Genomic DNA, 11,379 nt, shown 5'->3' with positions numbered 1-11,379 from the left:
AAGCAGAGAAAGTCGATACAGAACAGGACCTTGGAAGGCGTTTTAAATGGACTCGCCGCTTAAGGTCCTGTACATGATTTCGCCTTACCCGTCTTTTATATACCCGGAGCTGGATAAGCAACGAACGTCCTGGCCTGCTTTTCGATCTGGCGACAGGGTGGCTTATGCAACATCGTATTATTCTCCCCGGAGCCACTACGCTGACCCGGTTGATTTCAGAGGTAAGGGAAAAGGCGACGTTGCGCCTGTGGAACAAACTGGCACTGATACCGTCAGCCGAACAACGTTCACAGCTGGAGATGCTGCTGGGGCCAACTGATTGCAGCCGCCTGTCTTTACTGGAATCACTGAAAAAAGGCCCTGTGACCATCAGTGGTCCGGCGTTTAATGAAGCAATTGAACGCTGGAAAACTCTGAACGATTTTGGCTTGCATGCTGACAACCTGAGTACACTCCCGGCTGTGCGCCTGAAAAATCTCGCACGTTATGCTGGTATGACTTCGGTGTTCAATATTGCCAGGATGTCACCGCAGAAAAGGATGGCGGTTCTGGTTGCCTTTGTCCTTGCATGGGAAACGCTGGCGTTGGATGATGCACTGGACGTTCTGGACGCCATGCTGGCCGTTATCATCCGTGACGCCAGAAAGATTGGGCAGAAAAAACGGCTCCGCTCGCTGAAGGATCTGGATAAATCTGCATTGGCGCTCGCCAGCGCATGTTCGTACCTGCTGAAAGAAGAAACACCGGACGAATCGATTCGTGCTGAGGTGTTCAGCTACATCCCCAGGCAAAAGCTGGCTGAAATCATCACGCTTGTCCGTGAAATTTCCCGGCCCTCAGACGATAATTTTCATGAAGAAATGGTGGAGCAGTACGGGCGCGTTCGTCGTTTCCTGCCCCATCTGCTGAATACCGTTAAATTTTCATCCGCACCTGCCGGGGTTACCACTCTGAATGCCTGTGACTACCTCAGCCGGGAGTTCAGCTCACGGCGGCAGTTTTTTGACGACGCACCAACGGAAATTATCAGTCGGTCATGGAAACGGCTGGTGATTAACAAGGAAAAACATATCACCCGCAGGGGATACACGCTCTGCTTTCTCAGTAAACTGCAGGATAGTCTGAGGCGGAGGGATGTCTACGTTACCGGCAGTAACCGGTGGGGAGATCCCCGAGCAAGATTACTACAGGGTGCTGACTGGCAGGCAAACCGGATTAAGGTTTATCGTTCTCTGGGACACCCGACAGACCCGCAGGAAGCAATAAAATCTCTGGGTCATCAGCTTGATAGTCGTTACAGACAGGTTGCTGCACGTCTTGGCGAAAATGAGGCTGTCGAACTCGATGTTTCTGGCCCGAAGCCCCGGTTGACAATTTCTCCCCTCGCCAGTCTTGATGAGCCGGACAGTCTGAAACGACTGAGCAAAATGATCAGTGATCTGCTCCCTCCGGTGGATTTAACAGAGTTGCTGCTCGAAATTAACGCCCATACCGGATTTGCTGATGAGTTTTTCCATGCTAGTGAAGCCAGTGCCAGAGTTGATGATCTGCCCGTCAGCATCAGCGCCGTGCTGATGGCTGAAGCCTGCAATATCGGTCTGGAACCACTGATCAGATCAAATGTTCCTGCACTGACCCGACACCGGCTGAACTGGACAAAAGCGAACTATCTGCGGGCTGAAACTATCACCAGCGCTAATGCCAGACTGGTTGATTTTCAGGCAACGCTGCCACTGGCACAGATATGGGGTGGCGGAGAAGTGGCATCTGCAGATGGAATGCGCTTTGTTACGCCAGTCAGAACAATCAATGCCGGACCGAACCGCAAATACTTTGGTAATAACAGAGGGATCACCTGGTACAACTTTGTGTCCGATCAGTATTCCGGCTTTCATGGCATCGTTATACCGGGGACGCTGAGGGACTCTATCTTTGTGCTGGAAGGCCTTCTGGAACAGGAGACCGGGCTGAATCCAACCGAAATTATGACCGATACAGCAGGTACCAGCGAACTTGTCTTTGGCCTTTTCTGGCTGCTGGGATACCAGTTTTCTCCACGCCTGGCTGATGCCGGTGCTTCGGTTTTCTGGCGAATGGGCCATGATGCCAACTATGGCGTGCTGAATGATATTGCCAGAGGGCAATCAGATCCCCGAAAAATAGTCCTTCAGTGGGACGAAATGATCCGGACCGCTGGCTCCCTGAAACTGGGCAAAGTACAGGCTTCAGTGCTGGTCCGTTCATTGCTGAAAAGTGAACGTCCTTCCGGACTGACTCAGGCAATCATTGAAGTGGGGCGCATCAACAAAACGCTGTATCTGCTTAATTATATTGATGATGAAGATTACCGCCGGCGCATTCTGACCCAGCTTAATCGGGGAGAAAGCCGCCATGCCGTTGCCAGAGCCATCTGTCACGGTCAAAAAGGTGAGATAAGAAAACGATATACCGACGGTCAGGAAGATCAACTGGGCGCACTGGGGCTGGTCACTAACGCCGTCGTGTTATGGAACACTATGTATATGCAGGCAGCCCTGGATCATCTCCGGGCGCAAGGTGAAACACTGAATGATGAAGATATCGCACGCCTCTCCCCGCTTTGCCACGGACATATCAATATGCTCGGCCATTATTCCTTCACGCTGGCAGAACTGGTGACCAAAGGACATCTGAGACCATTAAAAGAGGCGTCAGAGGTAGAAAACGTTGCTTAACGTGAGTTTTCGTTCCACTGAGCGTCAGACCCCGATTAAGGTGGATATCCACTTCATCTTCATAAAATACCGGATGCTCTGCGCTGCATTCATCCAGCGCTTTGTGGATTACCGCCATCTTTTCATCTTTATGTGGGTCACGGATACGCAGAGTTGGCGCGGCCCTGCGCCATACAAGCCCCGCAGATGGCAACCAGCGGCGAACGGTTCCTGCATGTAACTGGCAACCGGTTATCTCATTGATTTTTAATGCCAGTAATTCGGTGCTCCAGCGTGAACGTTGATAACCAAAATCGCCGGGAGAATGCTTTATCAGCTCACGTAACAGGGTGCAGATATGTTCAAAAGGCCAGCGTCGGGAGCGCCCTGCGGGTAAGGATTTCAGGCCTTCAATACCTGAGTGCGTAAACCAGTTAATCCAGCGACCAACGGATGAACGAGCACAACAGAGAGTTCTGGCAACATCGCTGACCCGTTCACCCCGATGAAGCATCAGCATGGCCGTGAGTCTGCGGGCATGATTTTTATCGCGCGTTTTATGAATAGCTTTCTGCATCAGGCGTCGTTCGCCACGGGGTATTGGTGCTATGATCGGCATCGCTCAGTCCGGTTGGTGGTTTTGGTTGGTTTGGCGATTGATCAGATCGCACAATCCGGGCTGAGTTCCCTTTCAGTGATCTACTATTCCGCGCATCTATTTAGATTATTGGAGACTATCATGAAGTTTGAGAAGTCACAGGCAGCAGTTGACCGCCTGACCCCCGAGCAACGCCGGATTACCCAGGATTCGGGGACCGAAAGGCCCTTCACGGGCGAGTACAACGACAACAAGGAGCCTGGCATCTACGTCGACATAGTGTCGGGAGAGCCACTGTTCGCTTCGACGGACAAGTTCGATTCGGGTACTGGCTGGCCCAGCTTCACCAAGCCGATCGTTTCGGCAAACGTGAACGAGGTGCGGGACAGCGCACACGGCATGGTCCGGACGGAGGTCAGGTCAGTACACGCAGACAGTCATCTCGGCCATGTGTTCCCCGATGGTCCTTCCGACCGCGGCGGTCTGCGGTACTGCATCAACTCAGCGTCCCTTCGCTTCATCCCGCGCGACGAGATGGAGTCCGAGGGATACGGTGAATATCTCGATCAAGTAGAGGAGGCTTAACATGCATCAGCGCGCTGTTCTCGCAGGAGGATGTTTCTGGGGCATGCAGGATCTGATCCGCAAGCGGCCCGGCATCATCTCGACCCGTGTGGGTTACACGGGCGGCGATATTCCGAACGCCACGTATCGTAATCACGGCACGCATGCCGAGGGGATCGAGATTGTCTTCGACCCGACAGTGACGAGCTACCGGAACATCCTGGAATTCTTCTTCCAGATCCACGATCCGACGACGCTGAACCGCCAGGGCAATGATCGTGGGCTCTCCTACCGGTCGGGCATCTATTATGTCGACGAGGAGCAGAAGCGCGTCGCCGAGGATACGATCGCCGATGTGGATGCCTCGGGGCTGTGGGATGGCAAAGTGGTGACCGAGGTCCAGCCGGTCGGCGAGTTCTGGGAGGCCGAGCCCGATCACCAGGATTATCTGGAGAAGCACCCGGGCGGCTACACCTGCCACTTCGTCCGTCCCGGCTGGGTGCTTCCGAAGCGCCAAAAGGTTGACGACGTACAGCCAGCGGCCGGGACCGCGGCGGAATAGGCTTCGCTGCCGTTAGTGCCGCGCCGATCCGGTTCGCAACCTCCGACGACCGCGTCAATCGACGCGGTCGTCGAACCCGGCCTTGAAGCAGATCATTCCATTCAGCCGCCGTCGCAGTGCCAGGATCCAGATATGACAGACCTCTCCTCCTTTCCCATCACGCAGCGCTGGCCAGCATCTTATCCGGATCGCTTGCAACTATACGCGGCCCCCACGCCCAACGGCGTCAAGGTCTCGATGATGCTGGAGGAGACTGGCCTGCCGTATGAGCCCCACTTCGTCGACATCTCGAACAACGAGTCGAAGGATCCAGCGTTCGTGTCGTTGAATCCCAACGGCCGCATACCCGCGATCATCGATCCGGCTGGCCCTGACGGCCAGCCCATTGGCATATGGGAAACCGGTGCGATCCTCATCTATCTGGCCGACAAGACGGGGCAGCTCATCTCAACAACACCCGCCCAGCGGTACGAGACTCTGGCCTGGGTGTTCTTTCAGGTGTCGGGCGTTGGGCCGACCTTCGGACAGCTAGGCTTTTTCCTGCGATTTGCCGGCAAGGACTATGAGGACAAGCGACCTCGGCAGCGCTTTGTTGATGAATCCAGGCGTCTTCTCGGGGTCCTGGATCACCGGCTGGAGGGCCGCGAATGGATTGTCGATGATTACTCGATCGCGGACATTGCGACGTTTGGCTGGGTGAATGCGCTGGTCGAATTCTACGCAGCGGGCGACATCCTCGGCCTAAGCAGCTATTCGAACGTGCAGGCATGGCTCGAACGCGGGCTGGCGCGACCGGCTGTACAGCGTGGCCTGCGAATTCCTGCGAGGCCTGCATGACCATTATCGCCGCATATTATTACAACGAAGGTAAGCGAGTCCGTGAAATCAGGCTCGATGAGCACGTCGAACTAAACGAGAATCGCTCGGGCTTCTGCTGGATCGCGCTTAGCGAGCCCACCGCAGACGAACTCAGCGCGATCCAGACGACGTATAACCTCCATCCTTTGGCGATCGACAACGCCATGCACCCGCTGTGCCCGCCCAAGCTCGAGGTCTACAACGATGAGTTGTACGTCGTCGCCCAGACCGCCGAGCTGGTCGGCGACCGGATCAGCTACGGCAAGATGGCGATCTTCACCGGTCACAATCACCTTATCACCGTGCGGCACGGCAATGCCGGAGCGCTGGGCAAACTTCGGGAGCAACTCGAGGCATCGCCGACGCAGTTCGGCAAGGGTGTCGACTATGTGCTGCACGCGATCTTGCACCGAGTGGTCGACCAGTATCTGCCCATCTTCGAAATGATCGAGGACGACGTCCTGGCGATGGAGCGACGGTCGCTGCACGATTTCCTCGGGCCAGAAGAGGTGGCGCGAATCTTCGAACTAAGGTCCGAACTCACGCGGTTCAAGCGCACGCTCGGGGCTATGGCCGAGCTGGTGCGAAAGCTCGTTCGCGGCCACTTTCCCTGCCTCAGCGCCGAAATGACACCATATTTCCACGACGTCGCGGACCATGTCCACCGCGTGCAGTCCATGGTCGACGGCCTCCTGCTTGTCCTGTCCACGGTCTTCGAGGCCAGCAGCCTTCTGGAAGCGCAAAGGATCGGTGTGGTCACTCGCCAGCTCGCGGCCTGGGCGGCGATCTTGGCGGTCCCGACGGCGATCGCCGGAATATATGGCATGAACTTCAAGCACATGCCGGAACTGGACACGCCATATGGCTACTTCGTCGTGCTCGGAGTGATAGCGGTGTTCTGCCTTCTCCTGTTCATGCGCTTCAAGAAGGCCAAGTGGCTATGAGTAACGCACTTCGCGAGCTTCTCCGTCCGCCGAGTCACAGCGCGCTTTGTGCGCGAGCGTGTCCAATCCAGTTCAAGATGAAGGTGCTTCCATGACCTCCCAGGTGACCGACGTTCTAGAAGCAGTCCAGTCATTCATCGCCAAAGGCTATGACCGCGAATACCGCGTCAAGGACGGCAATCTCGTCGATCTCGAACTAGGGTCAACCCTCGATGCATGCAGCATTCGCGTCGATGCGGCGTTGCGCCTCGAGAGCGGGGACGACGGCGAAGATGCCTCCAACATCTACGCGATCACCGATCCGGCGACAGAGCATAAAGGCCTGTTGATCGACGCCTTCGACGTGTTCCACGAAATCTGCCCCCGCGACTTGTCCGAGCGCCTTGTGGCGCATCGGGAAACAGCACCGGCAGGTGACCAGGACGCGCCGAGCAAGCACGGACTACGGAAAGTCTACAAGAGCGAGTTTCACAGCGATCCCGAGCGTTACGTTCTGCGCGAGGGCTTTCCAGACTTCCCGCCATGCCCTTTCGGCCAATCCTTCAGCATCCTCGGCTTCGATACCGCCGAGCAGGAATATGTCTGGCTCGTCACGAGCATCATTCGAGATCCTCGGCTGATCAGGGTTCCATACCAGGGCGAAGACGTCATCAGCGACGAATAGCGGTGTCGCTTAGCCGGAAAGGCTGGCCTTCCTGGCCCACACATCTGCAGGCTGAACTTTAAGAACATCGAAAATTAGGAGGTGATTATGGACTGGAACAAGGACCACATACGAGAAACTATGCTCTTGCTGGAGACAGCAGCGTTGCACAGCGCTCGCGAAAACTACCTGGACCGAGATTCACCAGAATCGAGCGATGCTGACCCTGCCAGGCTACTTCCGCCCGACGAAGCTGTGGGATTTGTTGGTGATCTACAAGGGAGAGCTGATTGCTGCCATCGAGCTGAAAAGCCAGGTAGGTCCCTCGTTCGGTAACAACTTTAACAATCGAACAGAGGAATCTATCGGGACGGCCCATGATCTTTGGACGGCCTTTCGTGAAGAGGCGTTCGGCAAGCAGCCACGCCCTTTCGTCGGCTGGCTGATGATGGTCGAAGACGCGCCGGAGTCCCGCAGGCCGGTGCGTGACTCATCGCCGCACTTCCCGGTCTTCGAGGAGTTCAAGGGGGCGTCGTATCTCACGCGGTATGACTTGCTGTGTCAGCGATTGGTGCAGGAGCAGCTCTACACGACCGCTGCTGTCATTGCGGCAGAGCGCAGTGCGGTGAATACCGGCGACTTCACGGAGCAGTCGTCGATGACCAGCCTCAAGACATTCGTGTCTGCTTTGGCTGGGCACATCGCCGCAGAGGCGGCACGACTGGGCTGATTGGCCGCTTTCGATCATTCTGGCTTGGAGACCGGACGATGATGACAACCACAACTGAAGCGCTTTCAGAGGTTTTACGCGGGTATGGACGCGCCGATGAAACTGCATTGGCATCACTGCTGGAGGTCAGCGACTGGGAGCGCATCGCCCGGCAGGAGCTTGAGCGCCGGGCTACCAGCATCGTGCAGGCGCTGGATGATGCGACCCTTGAGGCCATCGCAGCGGGCACGCTCGACATGCTGGCCATGTGCCGACAGGTGGCCGACGAGATCCACCAGGCCGCCTAAGCCCTCCCCTGCCCTGCCACCGAACCCCGCCGCGTGCGGGGTTTTTTATGACTTCAAATCCTCAAAAGGTGCATTTACTCAAATCCTCAATATGCTATACTGCGCTTGAGTAATTCCTTTTTTCCTCAAACGCTCAATAGCTCAAGGAGCGCATATGCAAGTCATTGCTGTACTGAACCAGAAGGGCGGGGCGGGTAAAACCACCATCGCCACCCACCTTGCCCGCGCCCTGCAACTCGACGGCGCAGACGTGTTGCTGGTTGATTCTGACCCGCAGGGCAGCGCCCGCGATTGGGCCGCCGTCCGCGAGGATCAACCCGTGCCCGTGGTTGGCATCGACCGGCCCACCATCGAGCGCGATCTAAAGAGCGTGGCCCGGAAAGACTTTGTTGTGATCGACGGAGCGCCGCAGGCTCATGACTTGGCCGTGTCGGCAATGAAGTCCGCCGATTGCGTGCTGATCCCGGTGCAGCCGTCGCCCTACGACATTTGGGCAACCTCTGACCTCGTGGATTTGGTCAAGCAGCGCATCGAGCTGACCGACGGCAAGCTAAAAGCGGCTTTCGTGGTGTCCCGTGCGATCAAGGGCACCAAGATTGGTGCGGAAGTCTCCGAGGCGCTGGCCGGGTACGGCCTGCCGATCCTGCAAACGCGCATCACGCAGCGCGTCATCTACCCGAGCAGCGCGGCCAGCGGCACCACGGCCATTGACCAAGAGCCGACGAGCGAGGCCGCCGAGGAAATCCGGGCGCTGGCTGAGGAAGTGCGCCGTTTCCTCAATTGCACCATTTGAGTAATTAAGGAGTAGGTGAAAATGAGTAGCGGGAAACTTGGCATGAAAGCAGGCCGCCCGAGCGCCGCGAAGGCTGGCCCTACCTTGTCCGACCTTGCCGACAAGGCCGCCACCGTCCGGGTGAATTTCGACCTCGACCGGGCCGAGCACACGAAGCTGAAGATTTACGCCGCCAAGACCGGGCGCAGCATCACGGACATTCTGCGCGAACTGGTGCGCTCACTTGATGAAAAGAGTGATTGAGTAATCACTTAACCGGCTGGACGGGTCAAAAGCATGGACTATAGTCCATACATTTTTGATTTGGCGAAATTTAATAATGTTGATGAAATACGGCGCGTGGGGTATAAAGTGATGGTTGAAATGGAACCGTTGAGTCTGGAGGTACTGCCGCCCTCTCATTTCAAGGCGTTTGCGAAGAACGCACCGCATGAGATCAAGGGCGCTGTCATCGAGAACACAGAGCGCGGGCTGGTGATCGTGCTGCACGTTGGCAACGAGCGGCGCATTCTCGGCCAGTACCGGGGAGGCATCCGGTTTTTTCGCTCTTTCGATGGCGCGGCGGCAGTGCTGCGGCAGCATGGCGTGCTGCACTGGACGGCGAATGCAAAAGGCTGGATTCCGCGAACTTTGGAAGCGAAGGAGCGGAGTTCAGATGGATGAAAAAGCAAAGCCCCGCGTGGCAGCGGGGCTTGGCAGGGGGCGGGACTAGTCAGGTGGCACTGGCTAGAACCCAAAGGCGCAACCTATACAGGCAACACCCAGACATGGTTTGCATTGTAGCGCCCCACCTCTTGCCGCACAAGCGGAAAGAAGGTTATGGGACAGGCACAGCTACGACTTTTCAGCCCAGCCGATGAGGCGGGTTGCTATCACGACACAGCCCGGCAGGGCTTTTTCTCGTTGCTCATGGCGACGTGCGAGGGCAGCGGCAAGAAGCAGGACAGTTACCGGCTGTCACAGATGCCCGTGGTGCTCTCCATGCTCGACCACAGCCGGGATACCTGGCTGTCTCAGGCTGAGTTCATCAAGCCCAATCGCCGCGTGGTCAACTTGGCCCGCATCGGCTTGCTGTTCGCCGATCTGGACACCTACCGCGAGCCGTGGGCGCAGGGGCGCAGCCCCGAGCAACTGGCCGCCGCTGTCATGTTCCGCTGCTACGACGAAGGCGTGCCGCCGCCGTCGATCCTCGTTTTCTCTGGCCGTGGCGTGCAAGCAAAGTGGCTGCTGGATGGCACCTTGCCGCGTCAGGCGCTGCCACGCTGGAATGCCTGCCAGCGTTACCTGATCGACCGTCTGGCCGGGCTGGGCGCTGATCCAGCGGCCAAGGATGCAAGCCGCGTGCTGCGGCTGGTCAATACGGTGAACAGCAAGAGCGGCGAGGTTTGCCGCGTCATCCACGTTGAGCAAGGCCCGGACGGCGAGCCGATCCGGTACAACTTCGAGTATCTGGCCGAGGCGCTACTGCCGGTGGCCCGCTGGGACATCGAGGCCGACCGCAAGGCCCGCGCCGACCGTCGCCAGTTCAAGCTGCTGCCGGGCGGCCAAACCGGCAACCTGCGCACGCTCAACGGGCGGCAACTGGCGTGGGATCGTCTGGAGGACTTGCGCACGCTGGCCGCGCTGCGCGGCGGCGTGGCCGAGGGCGAGCGGATGCAGCACCTGTTTTGGCGGCTGAATTTCCTGCTGCTGTCAGGTGCGACGCACACCGGCCAGATGTACCACGAGGCCGCCGCGCTGGCCCGTGAGCTTGACCCACGGTGGAACTACCGCAGCGCCGAGCTTATGACGCTGTACGCCAAGGCCAAGGCCCACGAAGCCGGGGAAAAGGTGGAGTTCGGCGGCAAGCAGTTTGCGCCGCTCTACACGCCCAAGAACGACACGCTTATCAGCCTGTTTCACATCACCGACGACGAGCAGCGCAAGCTGCGCACGCTCATCAGCCGGGACATGGCCGCAGAGCGCCACAGCGAGCGCGAGAAAGCCCGCAGACGTGCCGCTGGGGCTGTCGATCGTGCTTCCTATCTGGAAGCAGCCAGCGCCAAGCAGGCGCAGGCTTTGGCCCTCAAGGCGCAGGGTCTGAGCGTGCGGGCCATTGCTGCACAGATGGGCATTAGCAAGACCGCTGCCGGGCGCTACATCGCAGAGCCGGGAGAGTGTCCCAAGTCCATGCGTATTACAGGCGGGGAGGGCTGATCGTGAGGTGTTCAAAGTCCGTCCGTATTACTAATGGCGGAGCCTTCCGGGCGGGTGTCCCAAGTCCATGCGTATTACTAATGGCGAAGCCTACGCCCGGCGCGTAGCGCCTGCCTTTGAGTAGCGCCTGCCTTTGAGTAGCGCCTGCCTTTGAGTAGCGCCTGCCTTTGAGTAGCGCCTGCCTTTGAGTAGCGCCTGCCTTTGAGTAGCGCCTGCCTTTGAGTAGCGCCTGCCTTTGAGTAGCGCCTGCCTTTGAGTAGCGCCTGAACGGCGCGGCCCCCTCGTCCAGTTCATCGGGTGGCTGTCATGAGTCGCGCCCGTCGATCCTTTCCGCCCGCGCTGCTGGATTCGTTGCGGGCAATGACGGTGCAGGAAACGCTAGACCGGCTGGGCCTGTACTGGAAACGTGAACCTGGCTTTGTGCCGGTGAAGGAGGGGTTTGGGGAGCAATGGAACCAAAAACCAACGTAAGCCCTACCAACGCTTTTCGGTGTCTTCTTCCCAGGCGCCC

General features: G+C 57.8%; 11 protein-coding genes and 3 pseudogenes. 13 read left to right on the top strand and 1 reads right to left on the bottom strand.

Going from position 1 to position 11,379, the window contains the following annotated elements:
* Positions 1-77: 77 nt before the first annotated feature.
* Positions 78-2,714 (top strand): annotated as a pseudogene (locus OKC29_RS22555) (Tn3-like element Tn3 family transposase); the annotation flags it as partial.
* A 34-nt stretch (positions 2,715-2,748) separates the two neighbouring features.
* Here OKC29_RS22555 and OKC29_RS22550 read toward each other — a convergent pair.
* Positions 2,749-3,312: pseudogene (locus OKC29_RS22550) on the bottom strand (IS630-like element ISEc33 family transposase); the annotation flags it as partial.
* A gap of 120 nt (positions 3,313-3,432) precedes the next feature.
* Between OKC29_RS22550 and msrB the strand changes: the two are divergent.
* From msrB to OKC29_RS22490, 12 genes and pseudogenes are all read left to right on the top strand, one after another.
* Positions 3,433-3,876 (top strand): peptide-methionine (R)-S-oxide reductase MsrB, encoded by a 444-nt coding sequence (gene msrB / locus OKC29_RS22545; RefSeq protein ID WP_023338003.1) that lies wholly within the window; start codon positions 3,433-3,435, stop codon positions 3,874-3,876.
* 1 nt (position 3,877) lies between these two features.
* A complete protein-coding gene (gene msrA / locus OKC29_RS22540; protein ID WP_023294902.1) occupies positions 3,878-4,417 on the top strand; it encodes a peptide-methionine (S)-S-oxide reductase MsrA in 540 nt (179 codons plus the stop codon).
* Between the two features lie 132 nt (positions 4,418-4,549).
* Complete coding sequence (locus OKC29_RS22535; RefSeq protein WP_004099038.1) at positions 4,550-5,254, top strand: glutathione S-transferase N-terminal domain-containing protein; 705 nt, start codon at positions 4,550-4,552, stop codon at positions 5,252-5,254.
* A complete protein-coding gene (locus OKC29_RS22530) occupies positions 5,251-6,219 on the top strand; it encodes a magnesium and cobalt transport protein CorA (protein ID WP_018716208.1) in 969 nt (322 codons plus the stop codon). Before OKC29_RS22535 ends, OKC29_RS22530 begins: the two co-directional genes overlap by 4 nt.
* Positions 6,220-6,310: 91 nt before the next feature.
* The gene (locus OKC29_RS22525) at positions 6,311-6,883 is read left to right on the top strand and encodes a hypothetical protein (protein WP_004099040.1); all 573 of its coding nucleotides are present in this window, start codon (positions 6,311-6,313) and stop codon (positions 6,881-6,883) included.
* A 175-nt stretch (positions 6,884-7,058) separates the two neighbouring features.
* A pseudogene (locus OKC29_RS22520) lies at positions 7,059-7,592 on the top strand (type-2 restriction endonuclease); the annotation flags it as partial.
* A 107-nt stretch (positions 7,593-7,699) separates the two neighbouring features.
* Positions 7,700-7,879: a hypothetical protein gene (locus OKC29_RS22515; protein WP_232038188.1), complete on the top strand. Its 180-nt coding sequence runs from the start codon at positions 7,700-7,702 to the stop codon at positions 7,877-7,879.
* Positions 7,880-8,033: 154 nt separating this feature from the next.
* Positions 8,034-8,672 (top strand): ParA family partition ATPase, encoded by a 639-nt coding sequence (parA, locus tag OKC29_RS22510; RefSeq protein ID WP_033996216.1) that lies wholly within the window; start codon positions 8,034-8,036, stop codon positions 8,670-8,672.
* Positions 8,673-8,714: 42 nt separating this feature from the next.
* Positions 8,715-8,915: a plasmid partition protein ParG gene (locus tag OKC29_RS22505; RefSeq protein WP_008166578.1), complete on the top strand. Its 201-nt coding sequence runs from the start codon at positions 8,715-8,717 to the stop codon at positions 8,913-8,915.
* Between the two features lie 33 nt (positions 8,916-8,948).
* Positions 8,949-9,335: a ParC family partition-associated protein gene (gene parC / locus OKC29_RS22500; protein ID WP_011270177.1), complete on the top strand. Its 387-nt coding sequence runs from the start codon at positions 8,949-8,951 to the stop codon at positions 9,333-9,335.
* A gap of 156 nt (positions 9,336-9,491) precedes the next feature.
* Positions 9,492-10,868: a replication protein gene (locus tag OKC29_RS22495; protein ID WP_033996214.1), complete on the top strand. Its 1,377-nt coding sequence runs from the start codon at positions 9,492-9,494 to the stop codon at positions 10,866-10,868.
* Positions 10,869-11,174: 306 nt separating this feature from the next.
* Entirely contained in the window at positions 11,175-11,339 is a 165-nt protein-coding gene (locus tag OKC29_RS22490) for a hypothetical protein (protein WP_153302083.1), read from the top strand.
* Positions 11,340-11,379 lie beyond the last annotated feature (40 nt).

The sequence above is a fragment of the Aeromonas sp. QDB34 genome (genome assembly GCF_027705405.1).
Classification (GTDB): Bacteria; Pseudomonadota; Gammaproteobacteria; order Enterobacterales; family Aeromonadaceae; genus Aeromonas; species Aeromonas hydrophila.
Note: the sequence above shows the minus strand (reverse complement) of the source record. Positions and strands in the feature narration are given on the sequence as shown.

Bases quoted from the DNA above. Each gene is read 5' to 3' on its own strand.
- OKC29_RS22530 (WP_018716208.1), top strand. From the start codon at position 5,251: ATGACCATTATCGCCGCATATTATTACAACGAAGGTAAGCGAGTCCGT.
- parC (WP_011270177.1), top strand. From the start codon at position 8,949: ATGGACTATAGTCCATACATTTTTGATTTGGCGAAATTTAATAATGTT.
- OKC29_RS22490 (WP_153302083.1), top strand. From the start codon at position 11,175: ATGAGTCGCGCCCGTCGATCCTTTCCGCCCGCGCTGCTGGATTCGTTG.
- OKC29_RS22495 (WP_033996214.1), top strand. From the start codon at position 9,492: ATGGGACAGGCACAGCTACGACTTTTCAGCCCAGCCGATGAGGCGGGT.
- OKC29_RS22525 (WP_004099040.1), top strand. From the start codon at position 6,311: ATGACCTCCCAGGTGACCGACGTTCTAGAAGCAGTCCAGTCATTCATC.
- OKC29_RS22535 (WP_004099038.1), top strand. From the start codon at position 4,550: ATGACAGACCTCTCCTCCTTTCCCATCACGCAGCGCTGGCCAGCATCT.
- OKC29_RS22505 (WP_008166578.1), top strand. From the start codon at position 8,715: ATGAAAGCAGGCCGCCCGAGCGCCGCGAAGGCTGGCCCTACCTTGTCC.
- msrB (WP_023338003.1), top strand. From the start codon at position 3,433: ATGAAGTTTGAGAAGTCACAGGCAGCAGTTGACCGCCTGACCCCCGAG.
- msrA (WP_023294902.1), top strand. From the start codon at position 3,878: ATGCATCAGCGCGCTGTTCTCGCAGGAGGATGTTTCTGGGGCATGCAG.
- parA (WP_033996216.1), top strand. From the start codon at position 8,034: ATGCAAGTCATTGCTGTACTGAACCAGAAGGGCGGGGCGGGTAAAACC.